The organism is Crystallibacter degradans, assembly GCF_012952295.1.
GTDB classification, from domain to species: Bacteria; Actinomycetota; Actinomycetes; order Actinomycetales; family Micrococcaceae; genus Crystallibacter; species Crystallibacter degradans.
Genome location: NZ_JABBCH010000003.1, coordinates 47318 through 64484, shown reverse-complemented (window position 1 = coordinate 64484; position 17167 = coordinate 47318). Strand labels below are relative to the sequence as shown.

19 protein-coding genes and 1 pseudogene are annotated in these 17167 nt (G+C 59.7%); 10 read left to right on the top strand and 10 right to left on the bottom strand.

The window, feature by feature from the left end:
- Positions 1–2: 2 nt before the first annotated feature.
- The 9 genes from HGO92_RS06915 to HGO92_RS06875 all read left to right on the top strand — a co-directional run bounded on the left by HGO92_RS06915 (position 3) and on the right by HGO92_RS06875 (position 6319).
- On the top strand, positions 3–1007 hold the full coding sequence (locus HGO92_RS06915; RefSeq protein WP_169993207.1) for a P1 family peptidase: 1005 nt from the start codon (positions 3–5) through the stop codon (positions 1005–1007).
- Positions 1008–1168: 161 nt separating this feature from the next.
- The gene (gene infA, locus HGO92_RS06910; protein WP_005267757.1) at positions 1169–1390 is read left to right on the top strand and encodes a translation initiation factor IF-1; all 222 of its coding nucleotides are present in this window, start codon (positions 1169–1171) and stop codon (positions 1388–1390) included.
- A 72-nt stretch (positions 1391–1462) separates the two neighbouring features.
- Entirely contained in the window at positions 1463–1576 is a 114-nt protein-coding gene (rpmJ, locus tag HGO92_RS06905) for a 50S ribosomal protein L36 (protein ID WP_005267758.1), read from the top strand.
- A gap of 152 nt (positions 1577–1728) precedes the next feature.
- A complete protein-coding gene (gene rpsM / locus HGO92_RS06900; RefSeq protein ID WP_074701314.1) occupies positions 1729–2103 on the top strand; it encodes a 30S ribosomal protein S13 in 375 nt (124 codons plus the stop codon).
- Positions 2104–2146: 43 nt separating this feature from the next.
- Positions 2147–2548 carry a 30S ribosomal protein S11 gene (gene rpsK / locus HGO92_RS06895; RefSeq protein WP_074701315.1) on the top strand — a complete coding sequence of 134 codons (402 nt, stop codon included), beginning with the start codon at positions 2147–2149 and terminating at the stop codon, positions 2546–2548.
- A 153-nt stretch (positions 2549–2701) separates the two neighbouring features.
- Complete coding sequence (locus HGO92_RS06890) at positions 2702–3712, top strand: DNA-directed RNA polymerase subunit alpha (protein ID WP_074701316.1); 1011 nt, start codon at positions 2702–2704, stop codon at positions 3710–3712.
- A gap of 68 nt (positions 3713–3780) precedes the next feature.
- Positions 3781–4338: a 50S ribosomal protein L17 gene (gene rplQ / locus HGO92_RS06885; protein WP_169993205.1), complete on the top strand. Its 558-nt coding sequence runs from the start codon at positions 3781–3783 to the stop codon at positions 4336–4338.
- 34 nt (positions 4339–4372) lie between these two features.
- Positions 4373–5299 carry a tRNA pseudouridine synthase A gene (locus HGO92_RS06880; RefSeq protein WP_169993203.1) on the top strand — a complete coding sequence of 309 codons (927 nt, stop codon included), beginning with the start codon at positions 4373–4375 and terminating at the stop codon, positions 5297–5299.
- A 162-nt stretch (positions 5300–5461) separates the two neighbouring features.
- On the top strand, positions 5462–6319 hold the full coding sequence (locus HGO92_RS06875; RefSeq protein ID WP_169993201.1) for a Rieske (2Fe-2S) protein: 858 nt from the start codon (positions 5462–5464) through the stop codon (positions 6317–6319).
- Here HGO92_RS06875 and HGO92_RS06870 read toward each other — a convergent pair.
- The 10 genes and pseudogenes from HGO92_RS06870 to HGO92_RS24240 form a co-directional block, all read right to left on the bottom strand.
- Positions 6305–6940 carry a prepilin peptidase gene (locus HGO92_RS06870; protein ID WP_169993199.1) on the bottom strand — a complete coding sequence of 212 codons (636 nt, stop codon included), beginning with the start codon at positions 6938–6940 and terminating at the stop codon, positions 6305–6307. The two genes, HGO92_RS06875 and HGO92_RS06870, sit on opposite strands and share 15 nt — an antisense overlap.
- A gap of 22 nt (positions 6941–6962) precedes the next feature.
- A complete protein-coding gene (locus HGO92_RS06865) occupies positions 6963–7847 on the bottom strand; it encodes a type II secretion system F family protein (RefSeq protein ID WP_169993198.1) in 885 nt (294 codons plus the stop codon).
- Positions 7848–7860: 13 nt separating this feature from the next.
- Positions 7861–8778: a type II secretion system F family protein gene (locus tag HGO92_RS06860; protein ID WP_240974479.1), complete on the bottom strand. Its 918-nt coding sequence runs from the start codon at positions 8776–8778 to the stop codon at positions 7861–7863.
- Between the two features lie 14 nt (positions 8779–8792).
- Positions 8793–10229: a TadA family conjugal transfer-associated ATPase gene (locus HGO92_RS06855; RefSeq protein WP_240974478.1), complete on the bottom strand. Its 1437-nt coding sequence runs from the start codon at positions 10227–10229 to the stop codon at positions 8793–8795.
- 14 nt (positions 10230–10243) lie between these two features.
- Positions 10244–11440, bottom strand: coding sequence for a CpaE/TadZ family protein (locus tag HGO92_RS06850; RefSeq protein WP_169993194.1), 1197 nt, complete (start codon positions 11438–11440; stop codon positions 10244–10246).
- On the bottom strand, positions 11437–12177 hold the full coding sequence (cpaB, locus tag HGO92_RS06845) for a Flp pilus assembly protein CpaB (RefSeq protein WP_169993192.1): 741 nt from the start codon (positions 12175–12177) through the stop codon (positions 11437–11439). Before cpaB ends, HGO92_RS06850 begins: the two co-directional genes overlap by 4 nt.
- A gap of 131 nt (positions 12178–12308) precedes the next feature.
- Positions 12309–13313 (bottom strand): pilus assembly protein TadG-related protein, encoded by a 1005-nt coding sequence (locus HGO92_RS06840; RefSeq protein ID WP_169993190.1) that lies wholly within the window; start codon positions 13311–13313, stop codon positions 12309–12311.
- Complete coding sequence (locus HGO92_RS06835; protein WP_169993188.1) at positions 13310–13714, bottom strand: TadE/TadG family type IV pilus assembly protein; 405 nt, start codon at positions 13712–13714, stop codon at positions 13310–13312. The genes HGO92_RS06840 and HGO92_RS06835 overlap by 4 nt, the downstream gene beginning before the upstream one ends.
- A 100-nt stretch (positions 13715–13814) precedes the next feature.
- A complete protein-coding gene (locus HGO92_RS24510) occupies positions 13815–14228 on the bottom strand; it encodes a Flp family type IVb pilin (RefSeq protein WP_346768882.1) in 414 nt (137 codons plus the stop codon).
- A gap of 466 nt (positions 14229–14694) precedes the next feature.
- Positions 14695–16312, bottom strand: a pseudogene (locus HGO92_RS24240) (putative PEP-binding protein).
- A 109-nt stretch (positions 16313–16421) separates the two neighbouring features.
- Between HGO92_RS24240 and HGO92_RS06815 the strand changes: the two are divergent.
- Positions 16422–17147: a TetR/AcrR family transcriptional regulator gene (locus tag HGO92_RS06815; protein ID WP_169993186.1), complete on the top strand. Its 726-nt coding sequence runs from the start codon at positions 16422–16424 to the stop codon at positions 17145–17147.
- Positions 17148–17167 lie beyond the last annotated feature (20 nt).

Genomic DNA, 17167 nt, shown 5'->3' with positions numbered 1-17167 from the left:
GCATGACTTCCTCCATCACCGATGTTCCCGGAATCAAAGTCGGCCAGGTCCAGCGGATCGGCGAGGGCTGGCTGTCCGGCGTGACCGTGGTGCTGCCGCCGCCGGGAACCATCGGGTCCGTGCACGTGGGCGGGGGAGGCCCGGCCACCCATGAAACCGATGCGCTCGACCCGACCACGCTGGTCCCCACGGTGGATGCGGTGGTCCTTACCGGCGGCAGCGCCTTCGGGCTGATTACCGCCCACGGTGCGCAGCGCTGGCTCGAGGAGCAGGACAGGGGCTTCCGGACCGATGCCGGCGTGGTGCCCATCGTGCCCGCGGCAGCCATCTTCGACCTCGGCCGCGGCGGCGACGCCAAGGCCCGACCAACCGAGCAGATGGGGTACGACGCCGCCGCTGCAGCAGGTGCCTCCCCAGACTTTGCGCCGGTACAGCGAGGCAACGCCGGCGCCGGCACCGGAGCCGCGCTGGACTACCAGCGCTATAAAGGGGGAGTGGGCAGCGCTTCGCTGCGGATGAGCGGCGTCAACTCCGAAGTGGTCATCGGCGCGATCGCCGTGGTCAATGCAGCCGGTGCACCTGTCGGACTCGGCACGGAACAGGTCTTGCGCGCTGCCCCCGAGCTGCCGCCGCTGCCCGGCCAGACACAGCGATCTACTGATACTCAGGCTCCACCACCCGGCCAGGCGCCGCTGAACACTACGCTGTGCGTCGTAGCTACCAACGCCGTGCTGGATCCCGCGCAGGTCAAGCGCACTTCGTCCGCCTCGCACGCGGGGCTGGCGCGGGCGCTCAACCCGTCCCACACGCTGGGCGACGGGGACGTGGTCTTCGGCCTGGCCACCGGCGAGAAGCAGCTGGTGCAAGAGGGCCCGGTGACCCCGGTCCTTGAACTGCAGATTTTGGCGGCGGAAGCCGTCCGCCTTGCCATTCTTGACGCGGTGGCGAGTGCCGAGACTGTGGAGACCCCCGCCGTCGTACTTGCAAAGCATCCCGATTTAACTTAAAGCGGCTCGCGGAGTACAGTTATCTGTTGGTTGTCTCTACTTTCGTGCCCGTTCCCGGGCCGGGGGCCGCTCAACGAGCGCATTCCACCGGAAGTCTAGTGGCAAGCAACACCCAAAAACTAGCCCCACGCAAGTGGTGGTTACTGACGTTAGCGGAGGATATGGCTAAGAAAGACGGTGTCATAGAGATTGAAGGCACTGTGCAGGAAGCTCTGCCCAACGCGATGTTCCGCGTTGAGCTGACTAACGGACACGTTGTGCTTGCTCACATCTCGGGAAAGATGCGTCAGCACTACATCAGGATCCTCCCAGAGGACCGTGTTGTAGTGGAACTCAGCCCGTACGACCTCTCACGGGGCCGTATCGTCTACCGCTACAAGTAAAGACTTAGCTCCGCGGGACACCGCGGTAATAGGTAATTACGCAAGCGACAACTGCAAACGCAAAGGATAACCATGAAGGTCCAGCCGAGCGTCAAGCGGATCTGTGATAAGTGCCAGGTGATTCGTCGCAAGGGCAACGTCATTGTGATCTGCGAGAACCCGCGCCACAAGCAGCGCCAGGGCTAAGCTTCCTGCTTCGAAGCAGGAACTACCCACGCGTAGTAATTCAATAGGCAGTGCAGCAGGATTTCCTGCACACCCCCGGGCTCGGAGGCCGGGGACCTGGTAACAGGGATGCATTGCTTCAGACCTCCGGATACAACAAGGAGAACCGCCATATGGCTCGTCTCGCTGGCGTAGATATTCCCCGCGAAAAGCGGGTAATTATCGCCCTGACTTACATCTACGGCGTGGGTAAGACCCGTGCAGAGCAGATCGTCGCGGAAACCGGCATCAGCCCGGACACCCGCGTCAAGGACCTCACCGATGCAGAGCTCGTGCAGCTGCGTGATTACATCGAGGGCAACTACAAGGTAGAAGGTGACCTCCGCCGTGAGGTTGCCGCCGACATCCGCCGCAAGGTTGAGATCGGTAGCTACGAAGGTATTCGCCACCGTCGTGGACTGCCCGTTCGCGGTCAGCGCACCAAGACCAACGCTCGCACCCGTAAGGGCCCGAAGCGCACCGTCGCCGGTAAGAAGAAGACTCGCTAAACAGCGGTCTGCTAGCTACCAACCAACTTTGTAGGAGAAATATATGCCCCCCAAGACTCGTGGAGCGGTACGTAAGCCGCGTCGCAAGGACAAAAAGAATATTGCGCTCGGACAGGCGCACATCAAGAGCACCTTCAACAACACCATCGTGTCCATCACGGACCCGAACGGTGCTGTCATCTCGTGGGCTTCGGCCGGCGAGGTTGGCTTCAAGGGTTCGCGTAAGTCCACCCCGTTCGCAGCGCAGATGGCTGCTGAGTCCGCTGCAAAGCGTGCCCAGGAGCATGGCCTGAAGAAGGTCGACGTTTTCGTGAAGGGTCCGGGATCCGGACGCGAGACTGCAATCCGTTCGCTGCAGGCCGCTGGCCTCGAGGTTGGCTCCATTTCGGATGTCACCCCCAGCGCCCACAACGGTTGCCGTCCCCCGAAGCGCCGCCGCGTCTAACCAGCCGCCTTTTGGTTCCTTCGGCCGCCGTCGGTTCCCATGTATATGGGAATTACGACGGCGGCTGAAGGTTCCGCTCCCGGCTGTCTAGCCGTTCTTTTCCACCAATTCGTGCTGCGTCATATAGCGGACGCTCGCTGAAAGGAAATCTAAGTGCTCATTGCACAGCGCCCCACCCTTACCGAAGAAGTAGTGGCCGACAACCGCTCACGGTTCGTTATCGAACCGCTTGAGCCGGGCTTTGGCTACACCCTGGGAAACTCTCTTCGCCGCACCCTGCTGTCCTCGATTCCCGGTGCTGCTGTAACCAGCATCCGGATCGACGGTGTGCTGCATGAGTTCACCACCGTTCAGGGTGTGAAGGAAGATGTCACCGAGATCATCCTGAACATCAAGAACCTGGCTGTTTCCTCCGAGCATGACGAGCCCGTGGTCGCCTACCTGCGCAAGCAGGGACCCGGTGTTGTCACCGCTGCGGATATTGCACCGCCGGCCGGCGTGGAATTCCACAACCCGGACCTGCACATCGCCACGCTGAACGAGAAGGGCAAGTTCGAGCTCGAACTGACCATCGAACGCGGCCGTGGCTACGTTTCGGCGAGCCAGAACAAGTCCGGCGACTCGGAGATCGGCCGCATCCCGGTTGACTCCATCTACTCGCCGGTACTGAAGGTTACCTTCAAGGTTGAGGCAACCCGTGTTGAGCAGCGCACCGACTTCGACCGCCTGATTGTCGACGTCGAAACCAAGGACTCCATTGCACCGCGCGACGCCGTCGCCTCTGCCGGAACCACCCTGGTCGAGCTGTTCGGCCTGGCACGCGAGCTGAACACCCAGGCTGAAGGTATTGAAATCGGCCCGAGCCCCACAGATGCCGCCCTGGCAGCTGACATGGCTCTGCCGATCGAGGACCTTGAGCTGACCGTGCGGTCCTACAACTGCCTCAAGCGTGAGGGCATCCACACCGTGGGTGAGCTCGTTGCCCGCTCCGAGGCTGACCTCATGGACATCCGCAACTTCGGTGCGAAGTCCATCGATGAGGTCAAGGCAAAGCTTGTTGAGCTTGGTCTGTCCCTGAAGGATTCCCCTCCAGGATTTGACCTTGCCGCACGTGCCGCAGCCATCGAAGAGGACGAAGAAGCCTTCGGCGAGGACGAACTCTAAATCGCAAGAATTCTGCCGTCATGGTGCTCTGTAGCGCCAAGAGCGGCACCATTTGAGGAGAAAACATAATGCCTACCCCCCCTAAGGGTCCGCGCCTCGGAGGCGGTCCGGCGCACGAGCGACTGATGCTCGCCAACCTGGCCGCTGCTCTGTTCGAGCACAAGCGCATCACCACCACCGTTACCAAGGCAAAGCGTCTGCGTCCGTACGCCGAGCGCCTGGTTACCTTCGCCAAGCGCGGAGACCTGGCCTCGCGCCGTCGCGTGCTGTCCCTGATCAGCAACAAGGGCATCGTCCACGAGCTGTTCACCGACATCGCTACTGCCGTCGAGAACCGTGATGGTGGCTACACCCGCATCACCAAGATCGGCAACCGCAAGGGCGACAACGCTCCCATGGCTGTCATCGAACTGGTCCTGGATCCGGTTTCCCCGAAGCAGGCCGTTGTGGCCGAAGCTGAGAAGGCTGCCGCCAAGTCCGCTCCGGCTCCGGTTGAGGAAGAGCCCGTTTCGGCCGAATCCGCTTCCTCTGCTTCGGCTGAGTCCGCTGACTCGCCGGCTTCCGCTCCTTCGGCTCCTTCCGCCGAAGAAGCTGCTGAGGCTCCGGAAGCTGACGAGAAGAAGTAATTCTTCGAGTCTGAATCCGGCTAGCATTTAGAGCATGCATTCCCAGAAGCCCGCTGTCCCGCAACCGGACAGCGGGCTTCTGCGTGTCCGGATGAATTTAGCGTACGACGGCGGTCCGTTCAGTGGGTGGGCAATCCAACCGGGATTGCTGACCGTCCAGGGTGCGCTGGAAGAAGCGCTTGCCACGCTGCTACGCCGGCCCATCCGGCTGACCGTGGCCGGCCGGACCGACGCCGGCGTCCATGCCCGCGGCCAGGTGGTGCACTTCGATCTGGAACCGGGGGAGTGGGAGTCGCTGGCCCGTGGCAAGATGATCGACCCGTCTGCCTCCCTGCTGCGCCGGCTGCGCGGTGTCATCACCAAAGTCCTCGGTGGCCGGGTTGGCGCACCGGTGCCGTACCGCGATCTCGCCGGCGCCATCGAAGTCCACACGGCCGAACTTGCGCCCATCGGTTTCGACGCGCGGTTCTCCGCCCTCTGGCGCCGGTACAGCTACCGCATTGCTGACCGCGCCGGATCGTGGGATCCGTTGACCCGCAATATCACCCTCTGGCACAAGCACGCCCTCGACGTCGACGCCCTGAACTCCGCGGCGGAGCGCATCCTCGGGGTGAACGACTACTTGTCCTTCTGCAAACCCCGCCAGTTCTCCACCACCATCCGCGAACTCCAGGACTTCAGCTTCACCCGCAATAACGACGGCGTAGTGGTCGCCACGGTGCGCGCGGACGCCTTTTGCCACAATATGGTCCGTGCGTTGATCGGCGCCTCGCTGGCGGTCGGCGCGGGCGAGGAGAAACCGGAGTGGCTGCACGAGCGCCTCGTAGCCAAGGTCCGGGACTCCAAGACCATATTGGCTCCGCCGCATCCGCTCGTCCTGGAAGAAGTGAAATACCCGGATGACGCCGCCCTGTTCGGCCGCGCTGAGCAGACCCGCGCCCTGCGCACTTCCGAAGACTGACGCCCCGGCCAGCGGACTTCAACTCGGTCAGTTCCCTCCTAGCGTGCGCTGACCCTTGCCCGCCTCCCGGTGCGATGGCAGACTCAGTGGATCGGGATGATGCCCGCTGTGATGGCTTCGTTCCTACAACGGACGTGTGAGTCGAGGCTTCAGGAGGCTGCAATGAACGTGCTGCATCAGGTCGTGGAGAAGTTGGAAGGCCTCGAATTCCTGGACAAGGTAGCCGAACCGTACGCCGCCACCATGGGCCGCATAGTAAAGCCGCGATATTTGCGTAGCCTGCTCAGCGGTACGTACCTAGGACACCCGTTGCACCCGCTGCTGACCGACTTGCCCATCGGTGCGTGGACTATGGCTACCTTGCTCGATAACCTCGGCGGAGAGTCTTCCGAACCGGCAGCCGATTTATTGGTCATGGCCGGGATTGCCACTGCGATTCCCACTGCCGCATCCGGTTCTAACGACTGGTCCGATACGCAGGGCAAGGAGCGCCGCGTCGGGCTGGTGCACGCCCTGTCCAACTCAACCGCTGTAAGCCTGTACGTCGCATCCCTCATTGCCCGCAAGAAAGGCAATCGGAGAGCAGGCAAGGTCCTCGGATTGGCCGGGTTCGGCGTCCTAATGACCGGCGGCTACCTTGGCGGCCACCTGTCCTACTCCAAGGGCGTCAATGTCAACCGCACCGCCTGGCGCGAAGGGCCAACCGAATGGCAGACCGTGCTTGCGGAAGCCGAGCTGAGCGAGGGCAGCCTGCGAAAGGTGGATCTGGACGGAGTGTCCGTGGTGCTCTACCGCGACGGCGGCCAGATCCACGCGCTGGACAGCGTCTGCAGCCACATGGGCGGTCCGTTGGAAGAGGGAACTGTCAGCGAAGGCTGTGTCACTTGCCCCTGGCATGGCAGTACCTTCCGGCTGTCCGATGGCGGCATCGTCCGCGGCCCGGCGAGCAATCCGCAGCCGGTCTACGAAGCGCGCGTCATCGACGGCGGAATTGAAGTCCGCCGGTCACCCGACTCCTGAAACCAGCGGTACCAAGATAGTCGCGGCGATCATCGACGGGCCAAAGGGGATCTCAGACTTCCTGTTCAAAACACGCCCAAGCACGAGAACCACTATGGCCACTGCGTTAAGGACGAACGCTCCCACCAGAACCAGCAGCCAGGCGTTCAGACCTAGGTAACCCGCATAAAGCCCGACGACAGCGGCCAGTTTCACGTCGCCCATGCCCATACCGCCCGGCTTGATCAGCGCCATGACCAGATAGACAGCGAACATAACAGCCGCGCCCAGTACTCCGCCCAGCAACTGCACCCAACTGCCACTCATCAGGCTGGCCACTCCGAGCAGGCCGAGTGCGCCGAGCAGGAACGGCAGAACCAGCCGGTTCGGCAGCAACTTGTGCCGGGCATCGATCGCACCGAGCAGTATCCCCATCACCGCAAGGTAGAGGAACGCTGGCAGCGCGGGATCTGCGTCGAAGATTACTGCAAGGAATCCGCAGAACAACCCGGCCAGCGCCGCCACCGGCAGGCGCCATCGGGCAGGCAGCGCGGTCCGCGCCTCGCGCTGAGCCAGGGGAAACGCCACGTTGCCGGCTGCAAGTCCAACGGCGGCACAGGCCGCGATGAGTAGGATGTTCACTATACGAGCCTAAAGTGGCCAGTCACTGGCCGCTGAAGGTTGCAATAGCGTTGATCGCTGCGGGTCCCAGGATGGCGATGAAGAGCACTGGAAAGATGAAGAACAGCAGCGGAAAGAGGACCATGACTGGCAGTTTCATAGCCTTTTCTTCGGCGCGCTGACGCCGCTTGACACGCATGACCTTGGCTTGAGTCCGGAGCACGCCGCTGAGCGCGATGCCATACGCATCCGCCTGAACTATAGCTTTCACGAAGCTCCTGAGTTCCGGCACATTCGTCCGGTCCGCCAGAGCTAGGTATGACTCCCTGCGGCTTCTGCCCACCTGCATATCCTGCAGGGTCCGGACCAGTTCCTCGGCCAAAGGTCCCTTTCCGTTGGCACCGGCTCGAGCCATGGCCGCTTCGAAGCCAAGACCCGCCTCGACAGAGATCAGCATCTGGTCAAGGGTGTTGGCCAATTCCAACTGCATGGCCTTCTGACGTTCCTGCCCTTTGCTGTAGAGCATCAGGTCCGGGATGAAATACCCGAGCACCGTGAGGAAGATTCCGAGCAAAATCATGGTGGAGGATGGATTAGATCTAATCATAACGAACGCAAGCAGTCCGCCAGCAAAAGTGAGAGCAAGTTTTGCCGCAAGCAGTCTCTGAAGTGGCATTGAGGCCGGGCGCCCTGCTAATGCGAGTAACCTGTCCAATTTTCTTGTGTAACTAGGAGGAGTCAATTGCTGGCCTACCCGATAAAGCAACCCCAAATCACGGTGCCGTACAGCTTCGGTAGTTTCGAAGCCACGAGCAAGGTTGGAGCGAATGGCTGATCTCGTTTTTTGCTCACTCGAGAGAATCATCCACAAGAGAAATCCGAGCGAAGTACTGAGCAGGATGGTTCCGATAACAACGGTCAAATCCATGATGAGGCCGCTCCTAGAACTTCAAGTCGATGATCTTGCGCAGCCATAGACCGCCGATGATCATGAGAATGACGGATACACCGATCATGACCCAACCAAGAACTTCGGTGAAAAGTACGGCAATGTAGTTCGGGTTGACCACGCTGAGCATGACGACGATGCCGATGGGCAAAGCCATGAGAATGTAGGCGGAGAACTTTCCCTCGGCGGCGAGCGCCTTGATCTGCCCCTTGATCTCGGTCCGTTCACGGATAGTTCCGCTGACCTGGTCGAGTACTTCTGCGAGATCGCCTCCTACTTCGCGGTTGATCTGAATGGCTTGGGCGATCCACATGAAGTCTTCGTTTGCCATCCGCACAGAAGTATCGTTCAAAGACTGGAGCAGGTCCTTCCCCAAACTTGTTTCGGTGATGATGCGACGCATTTCTTCTGACGTAGGACTGTCCGCTTCCGTTGCCGCGGCATCAATCGCGCGGAGAATACTATGCCCAGCGCGGAGACCGCCGGTAAGTAGCTGAAGAGTGTCTCCCAACTGCGCATCGAACTTGGAGCGGCGTTGCCTTATAAGCTGCGAGAGCACAAGATGAGCTATAAACGGCGCGATTACCGCGAACAGCAGTCCGAGTACCGGGCCGCCTAGGAGTAAGCCGGCCAATCCCGTGACAAGCGACGCAGCCAACACCAGAATGACGAAGTCAGCCTGGCTAAGTTTCAGCCCTGCTAGCTCCAGTAGCTCCTTGCGGTAAATGCGTGTGGGACGTCTGGAGAGCTGTTCTTCAACGAGACGCACCGCCGTAACCGCGAAGCGTGAGAGCTGAGAGGTGGATTGCTCTTCAAAAGGGCGCCGGCGGTCACGTGGAATCGTATAATTCTGCGCCCTAACAGCATGCAGGCCGAGCCCGATGGCTAACAGAATGAGGCCGAGACCCATGACTAAGATTCCGTTCATGACTGGCGCTGTCCGCCAACTGTCATGGGTCGGCCGAAGACTGCCGGCGATACAGTAATCCCCATGTCTTCGAACTTTTCTATAAAGCGTGGCCGAATGCCGGTAGGAATGGGCTTACCCAAGAATCTTCCCTGAGGATCGAGGCCGGCAGAATAGTCAAAGACAAAAGCATCCTGGAGTGTCACGACGTCCCCTTCCATTCCCTGCACTTCGGTCACATGCGTGATCCGTCGCGTGCCATCCCTCAAACGCGCAATCTGAATAATCAGATCTACTGCTGAAGCGATCTGTTCGCGGATAGCGCGCAGCGGTAGATCCATTCCGGCCATCAGGACAAGAGTTTCCAACCGGGCGACAGCGTCACGAGGGGAGTTCGAATGAACGGTGGAGAGCGAACCGTCGTGTCCGGTATTCATGGCTTGAAGCATGTCGAGAGACTCGCCACCCCGCACCTCGCCCACCACTATACGGTCTGGACGCATACGCAATGAGTTGCGAAGCAGATCGCGGATCGTAACTGCCCCCTTTCCTTCCGTATTCGGAGGACGGCTCTCCAACCGCACTACGTGCTGCTGCTGGATCTGTAGTTCCACGGCGTCCTCGATTGTGACAATTCTGTCCGACTCGGGCAGGAACGAGGACAGCACGTTCAATAGAGTCGTCTTGCCAGTACCGGTACCGCCCGAAACAATGATGTTCAATTTCGCTTTGACGCAGGCGTCAAGCAGTTCAGACATTTCGAGGGTCATTGTGCCGAAGTCGATCAAGTTCTGGACTGTGAGTGGTACCTTGCTGAACTTACGAATGGTCAGCGATGATCCGTTGACAGCTAGCGGAGGAATCACGGCATTCACGCGTGAACCGTCTTCCAAGCGAGCGTCAACCAGTGGGGAAGACTCATCGATCCGGCGTCCGACTTTGGACACGATGCGCTCGATCACCTTGCGCAAATGGTCTTCAGAGCTGAAGCGGGAGTCAGTCAACATGACGCGGCCCTGACGTTCCACGTAAATCTGGTCCATCCGGTTGACCATGATTTCAGTGACGGTGGAGTCGTCGAGAAACCGCTGAAGTGGGCCGTACCCCATAACGTCGTCGGCAACGTCGCGGATAAGGCGGCGGCGCTCATCGGCGGACAGAGGCACCTGCTCCTCGTCGATAATCTGTCCAAGTTCCTCGCGTGCCGTGAAACGCAAGTCCTCCTCGCTGAGCGTTGCGTCGTTGAAGCGGGCACCCATTCGGTCAAAAAGGGCTGTCGCAGCACGGTGTTTGAGGCTAGCTAGCGCATCGATTGGAATGGCAGTAGATTCCCCGCTCAGCAGGGGCGCTTGACGTGCTGTGACAGGCAGAGCAGGTGCAGATTCTTGGATAAGACTGGCCGCCATGTGCATATCTGGCGCATCTGATGCCTCTTGCATCCGGGCGGCATTCATTCGCTCTGAGAGTTTCACTGAACTACCGCCCGTCGATGAAGCTTGCGTCGCTTGTCACGCCATTGCGGATCAAAACGTTCAACCAGTTCAGTCAATCCCCTAACAGCGGGGTCTCTGATGGGCTCCTGCAGGACAGGCACTCCTCTGTTTGTCGCATAAGAAAGCGCTTTTGACCGTGGGATCGCAACGTCGATGGGCGCTCCCAAGCTAGCTTCAATGTCCTGGACACTGAGTCCGGTCTTAGTGTCGGCGAAGTTGAGCACTACGTGCCGGGTTTCGGGAATGAGTTCAAGTTTCCTCAGAACGTCCAAGCCTGTGCGTAAACTTCTGACGCTGGAAACGTCCATACCGGATACCCAGATCGCATCGGTGCATTGTTCCAGTGCGGCTAAAGTATGCTCCGTCAGACCGGGTCCGGTGTCCACCACAACGTACTTGAATTGTGTCGACAGTTGCTGAAGCAAGTGAGTCACTTGCTCGGCTGTAATGAGGTCTCCAGCAACAGGATCCAGAGGTGCACAAAGCGTATATATGTTTGCCGCGTGCAAGGTGAGAAACGCTTTGAGAACCATGGCATCTTGACTGGCAGAATTAGACACGGCATCGGTCATCGTGTGCTCGGGGTGCAAATACAGATTTGAGGCTACATCTCCGAATTGGAGGTCTAGGTCAACGATGACTACGTTCATCGGAGCCACTTTCCCGAGTCCTACTGCAACGTTGGTGGCAATTGTTGTCTTGCCTACTCCACCTTTCGGCGAAAAGACGCCCACGACAACTCCTCGCTCGCTATGCGTTGCTGCTCCAGGCTGGTCTGTGCGATAGCGGCTGGCGAAAACCTGACAAGCACGCTCCAACAAGATTCGGATCGATGGAATGTCAGCCAGCGGACTCAGTACGTCGCGGACTCCAGCTCGCATCGCTTGGAGTATCAGCTCCGGAGTCGACTCAGCCACAAGTACGACGCTGAGCGCCGGAAACTGAACATCTAGAATGGTTGCTAGCCGTAGAGCGTCCTCTGCGGGCAAATTGGGGCCAAGGATCAGAACTTCAGGTCGCTCACCGGTCACCAGTGTAAAGAACTCCTGCGGCTGCAAATTGAGGACATCTGGCCCGACTGTAGTAATATCTCCCGATAGACCACCGGCAAGAGCCAAACGCAGCTTTTGCTCGAAGGACCCATCCGATCCGACTAGAATAAATCGGCTCATCGATAAACCTCTGACTTCTCAATGACCTCTGGCTTACTTTCCTTCGCCTCGAGCGGTTCCTTGCTGAGCCATATACGACCGAATTCAGCGGCGAAAATGAGTCGCGCGGCATCTGTATCGGTGGCGGCGACTGTCAGGAGCAAGGATCCTTCCGGCAACGCTTGCGCATCTTGTTCGGGATTTTCCGTCGTGGGAAGTGGGGCGCGCTGGACCGCGGTGACCAATAGTTTGTGCAGCACTAGTTGAGTCGTAGGTTCCTCTGGCCTGCCCTCGATAGCGCCGGCGTCAAGAGAAATATAAACGCCGACATGATCACCCGCGATAACTCTGCCACCAACAACTCTTTGCGGCTCCAGCTGGAAGGACACCTCTTGAAGCCCCTTGGGTATCTCAACGGCTCCAAGGATTTGAAGTTCCTCCGGCGCTAGTAGACGCTCAGCTAAGAGTTGCTCTCCTGGAACCAGTTCTACCGCCGTGACTTTTCCGGCGCTGCTAGTTAGGTCCGCGAGGGCCGTGGAAGGAACGGCTGTCGCGGGCTGCTGTTCAATGTCGACAGACTCGGCCAGTTCTTCCACTGGTGTTCCCGCCGGCACGGTTTCTTGTACGACCACTACATTGACGGTCTCAAGCCCTGCCATAGCTCTGCTGTCGGCATTCGCCGTGTAAGCGAAGACGAGAATGCCGCCCACCAATGCCAGCACGATGGCGGAGGCTCCGGCAATCAATCTAGATTTCACAATGTTTTATTCCTATCGAGTTACCACAAGACGACGGCGCCTTCGTTGTCCTGGCTTGATCCCAACTCCACTGCTTCGTCGCGGGAATCGTTTTGGATGGGCAACGTATTGACCTTCAGTCGTTCGTGTTACTAGTCGCTTAGCTGAACGACAGTTGCACCGAATTCATCTGTTCCGCCAGTCGTCAGGCCATCTTCACTGGAGACATACTCAATGAAGCGTCCTATCAATCCCTTTTTGGAGTTGTTACCGCCTGACACATAGCCCATGCCGGTCGGAGGATCAACCTTGGCGTCAGGGGTCGCAGAGGGCAGATTCCATCCCCACAATTCGAATGCAGCCCAGCCCTTGATCGTGAACTTGCCTTCGTCACCCGCACCGCTGGCGTTAGCGAATATAGGCAAAACAACAGTTTTGCCTTGTAACTCATCTTTGTCGAAGAAACCGCTGCAGGAAGACGGCGGAGGTGCGCCCGATGAGCTGTCACCGATGAACTCCGTGTCTGATATTTTTATCAATATCGCACTACACGTACCATCAGTCTTAAGCCATCCAAACCCCCCAGGCAGATGGGCACCGGAAGGATTTCTTGCAGAGCAATCGTTACCCCCGTGAGTCTGGATCATTTTGAGACCGCCAGTTAAATCAAACTCACACTGCCCGAACCCGACCGGTAGATATGGAACTCCGGAATACGGGCCTCCCCACTGAGAGGTGGCGCCTGCAACAACGGTTGCATTATCAAAGGAACTTGCAGGATCCAAGAGTTCAAATATTGGTCCGAAGAACAATGGCAGCTCGTTTGCGTTTCCATCACTTACTTGGGCGCCCACATTAACCCTGACCGTCCCGCTGCTTAACGTCGCCTCTATCAAGTGGGCCGTGCCGTCATTTGCATTGTCATTGCTGAATTGAACCGCAGTACTGTCGGCAACAGCTTGACTACATTCGTTCCCTTGTGCGCAGTCGGTTGCTATGGCAAGCGCTGCAGCATCGGCGCCATTTTGAAGCTGGGCCTTCTCGGCATAAAGCCGACCAACATCGACAACGAGGGCAACTGTGCCTAAGAGGACAACCATTAGGATGGCTACAATGACAGCAGTTAGTCCGTGCTCATCTTTCTTCTCGACACTCAACCGCCACATCTCATCACTGCCTTACCTTCCAGTTGGATAGGGTAGAGCGGACCTAGGCCTAGGAACTCTGCTTCAAGGAGTCCGGTCATCGAGGAGAGCGAGACACTCGTGGTCACCTCTACGGAATCGAGAGCAGAACACGGCACCCCACCGTCGCTCACAGTGAATGCAAGACCCTGCAAAGACGGGGCGGATTCCGTAGCGTAAGCGGCCACGTCATAATCGCTGGCGTCGTGGTGAATGGCGGCGTAGCGGGCACCCTCTCTTGCCGCCTGAGTGAGTGAGATTTGAACGTTGTAGGCCCGTCCGAATTCTATGACTCCTAGGAGAGCTAGGAGTAGCAAAGGCAGAACCAGGGCAAATTCTACGGCCGCTGCTCCATTCTCGGATTTGCTTTTCATTCACGCTCCGCCCCAAGCCGGCCATGCAACTTGTGTGGTGGCGGCGGCTTAGCCACCACCACACAAGTTGCCAATGAGTTCGATCTTGAAGATTGAAGGACTATGGGGTGCAGGCAGTTGCGCCGGTGACCGGGGTGCCACCCAGTTCACAAGCCGCATCCGTAAACATCTGGTCAAGGGTGCCACCGAGCAGAGTAACGGCCACGATGATGACAACAGCGATAAGGGCGACCATGATGCCGTATTCGACGGCAGTGGCGCCCTTTTCTTCGCGAGAAAGGAGGCCGGAAACGAAATTGCGAGCGTTCATGTACAGACCGAGCATGAGATTCAACTCCTGAAAAGCAAATGACCATAAAGGCCATTGGACGGATATAGACCAATGGCAGGAGGTTTTGCAGAAATTGCCCCCAACTAATTCGAGAAGGGAAGTCTCGAAAGGAGTTGTTTGATTGCCCCCAACCGAGAATATCGTAAGGGGTAATTGGAAGGTTTCACCAACTTTTTCTGACACCGTTATAAAACCGTTATAAAAATGTCATCACCTTTTGCGGCGGGAGCGGCTATTGGACGAGGTGCGCCCTCTTGAAGCAGAGGTTTGGACGGCCGCAGAGCGGCACATCGTCATGGTAGATCCGCCCCTCGAATGCGCCCGCCGCGCCCCCGTTGAGGAGGCTTGCTCTGTGTCGAGGTCTGTTTGCAGCAAGGCCACCAAGGAATCCAGAGCTGTTGCGGCGCCGTCGCCCTCGGCCCTGAGAGCCACAGAGTCCCCTTGGTGCGGCGCCGAGTGTCATGAGCGAGAGGATGTTGCCGCGTCGAGGGCTTTATGGGCAGGCGTGCCCCCCCATCCCGATGCTTACGTCAAGGGGCGATTCCCTGCAGATTCGGCGAAGAGAGCAGCGGGACGGGCGTGGAGGCCGGAGCGGCTGGCGATGATAGCGGTGCGTTCATGCATGGAATTTCTCCTGAGGTAAGGACGGTTAGAGGTCAAGTCCTTCGAGGATGGAGAGTTTGGAACGGACCGGGCCCTCGCGTCGAGCGCGTCGGCGGCGTTCAGTGCCAAGCGGGCAAGCTCCTGCGCCTGCTCCAGCGTGACCGACTTCAGCACGGTCCCGACGGCGGCCAGGGAGTGGGAGGTCATCGTGAGCTTCGAAACGCCGAGGCCAACCAGCACGACGGCGAGGGCCGGGTCGGCCGCTGCCTCACCGCAGACACCTATGGGTTTGCCGTTACCTTTCTAGGACGCGCCCCCACCGTGAGCTGGATGAGTCGCAGGACGGCGGGTTGCCACGGGGAGTTGAGCTGGGCCAGCGGCCCGAGCTGCCGGTCTGCAGCCATGGCGTACTGGTCAGGCCGTTGGTGCCGATGGATGCAAAGCCCACGTGGCTAAGCACCGAGGCCGCGGTCAGTTCGGAGGACGGAACTTCCACCATGACGCCGGGCGTCTGGATTCCGGCGGCAGTGCACAGCGATGCAAACCGGGCTGCTTCATCCGCCGTCGAAATCATTGGGGCCATGACCCAGACATCCGCGGAAGATACGTTGGCGGCCTGGGCAGTTGCTTCCAACTGGTGTTCCATGACACCGGGGTGGTGAAGTCGGTGAGGTAGCTGCGTACGCCGAGGGCGGGATTGGGCTCGGTGGCGTCTGTGAGGAGGGGCAAGGGTTTGTCGGCGCCAGCGTCGGGCGTTCGGAGCACCACTCTCTTGCCCGGGAAGGCGTCGAAAACGCCCTGGTGCACGGCGGCCTGTTCCTCAACGCTCGGCTCGATATCGCGTTCAAGGAAACAAAATTCCGTGCGGGAGCCCTACGTCCTGAGCTCCCAGCGCTGCATCGGCCCCTGCGTCCTTTGTTCCGCCCTCGTTGGCGAGGAGCGGGACCAGATGGTCGTCCGCCGTCGTGCCATTGCCGTCATAGACCTCAAGGGTGGCGGCCGTTTCGGCCGAGGCCCTGGCGGCGGGCGCGCTGCTCGCCCGACGGATCAACCGTGATGTTGCCGGCCGCTCCGTCCGCAAAGACCTCCGTGCCATCCGGTAGTTCGTCCACGCCGGGAGCGGCGACGACGGCGGGCAGTCCGAGTGAGCGGGCGATGAAAGCAGCGTGGGATTGCGGCTAGCCGTCCGAAGTCGCCAGGGCAAGCACGACGGGGTCCAGCGTCGCTGTGTCGGCTGGGGCAAGATCCTCGGCCACCAGGATGAAGGGCGTGTCCGAGGCTGGAATGCTTGGAGCGGGCACGCCGCGCAGCCGGACGACGATTCGGGCGCGGACGTCCAGGACATCGGTAGAGCGTTCGGCCATGTAACCGCCCAAATTGTGCAGCATCTCGGCGACGGAAGCACCGGCTTCCTAACTGGCGCGTTCGGCCGAGGTGCCTGCGTTGATGAGCTTGGCTGCCGACTTCAGCGGCATGGTGTCTTTGGCCATCAGGTCCGTGGCTTCCAGTACTGCCTTGCCGTCTCCGCTGGCTTTATCCGCGCGGCCCTTGAGCTCGTCGTGCACGGCTTGCGCTGCCGTTTTGAGGCCAGCGACGGCGGTCTCCGCGCTGGTCGAGGCATCGAGGCGCTCGCCGGAAGGCGGCTCGCTGACTGGCTTGGGCATCTGGCGGACGATGCCGATGACGCGGCCGGTGCTGACGCCTACTTGTGGAAGTGAAGATTAGTTGTGATTCACTTCATATAGCGATGCTATAGGTGCTAGGGTAGCGGCTATGAGTGTCGATGACCAGCTTCCGGCTAAGACCCGGTTGCTTCGGGCGGCTGCAGAGCTTTTGGCGAATTCGCAGTGCTCAGCGGTCTCTACTCGCCAGATCACGAAGCTGGCGGGCGTTACGGCGCCAACGCTGTATCACCACTTCGGCACCAAGGAAGGCCTCTTCGACGCCGTCGTTGCCGGCGGTTTCGAGGAGTATGTGGCGCGGGAGCGGAAATTCGCCCCGACAGGGGATTCCCTGGAGGACATCAAGAGGATGTGGGACAACCACGTCCAGTTCGGCCTGAGCCAGCCGCACCTCTACCTGGTGATGTTCGGCAACATCCGTCCCGAGAGCCGGCCGGCCCTCGTGGCCGATGCCGAGGCACTCATGGAGGAGATGCTCAACAAGGCGGCAATCGCGGGAAAGCTCAATGTGCCGCCCCGCGAGGCAGCCCGGAGCACCCTCGCGGCCAACGTGGGCGTGACCCTCATGCTCATCTCGGAACCTGCCGAGGAGCGGAACCTGGAGTTGTCCACGATGACCCGGGACTCCATGATCTCCGCGATCTCGGCCGATCAGGCCAATGCGGCTGCAGCGGAAGACTCGGGCAAGTCATCCGTCGTCGTTGCAGCCATCGCCCTGAATGCGGCCCTCCAGGCTTCGCATTCGGACCAACTATCCGGCTCGGAATTGAGGCTCTTCCTCGAATGGCTCCACAGAATATCGAGCAGCTCGTCATGAGCTCACTCCTTCGACAGGTA

Excerpts from the sequence above, each read along its gene's own strand:
- HGO92_RS06915 (WP_169993207.1), top strand. The coding sequence starts at position 3 with ATGACTTCCTCCATCACCGATGTTCCCGGAATCAAAGTCGGCCAGGTC.
- infA (WP_005267757.1), top strand. The coding sequence starts at position 1,169 with ATGGCTAAGAAAGACGGTGTCATAGAGATTGAAGGCACTGTGCAGGAA.
- rpmJ (WP_005267758.1), top strand. The coding sequence starts at position 1,463 with ATGAAGGTCCAGCCGAGCGTCAAGCGGATCTGTGATAAGTGCCAGGTG.
- rpsM (WP_074701314.1), top strand. The coding sequence starts at position 1,729 with ATGGCTCGTCTCGCTGGCGTAGATATTCCCCGCGAAAAGCGGGTAATT.
- rpsK (WP_074701315.1), top strand. The coding sequence starts at position 2,147 with ATGCCCCCCAAGACTCGTGGAGCGGTACGTAAGCCGCGTCGCAAGGAC.
- rplQ (WP_169993205.1), top strand. The coding sequence starts at position 3,781 with ATGCCTACCCCCCCTAAGGGTCCGCGCCTCGGAGGCGGTCCGGCGCAC.
- HGO92_RS06880 (WP_169993203.1), top strand. The coding sequence starts at position 4,373 with ATGCATTCCCAGAAGCCCGCTGTCCCGCAACCGGACAGCGGGCTTCTG.
- HGO92_RS06875 (WP_169993201.1), top strand. The coding sequence starts at position 5,462 with ATGAACGTGCTGCATCAGGTCGTGGAGAAGTTGGAAGGCCTCGAATTC.
- HGO92_RS06865 (WP_169993198.1), bottom strand. The coding sequence starts at position 7,847 with ATGGATTTGACCGTTGTTATCGGAACCATCCTGCTCAGTACTTCGCTC.
- HGO92_RS06860 (WP_240974479.1), bottom strand. The coding sequence starts at position 8,778 with ATGGGTCTCGGCCTCATTCTGTTAGCCATCGGGCTCGGCCTGCATGCT.
- HGO92_RS06855 (WP_240974478.1), bottom strand. The coding sequence starts at position 10,229 with ATGAATGCCGCCCGGATGCAAGAGGCATCAGATGCGCCAGATATGCAC.
- HGO92_RS06850 (WP_169993194.1), bottom strand. The coding sequence starts at position 11,440 with ATGAGCCGATTTATTCTAGTCGGATCGGATGGGTCCTTCGAGCAAAAG.
- HGO92_RS06835 (WP_169993188.1), bottom strand. The coding sequence starts at position 13,714 with ATGAAAAGCAAATCCGAGAATGGAGCAGCGGCCGTAGAATTTGCCCTG.
- HGO92_RS06815 (WP_169993186.1), top strand. The coding sequence starts at position 16,422 with ATGAGTGTCGATGACCAGCTTCCGGCTAAGACCCGGTTGCTTCGGGCG.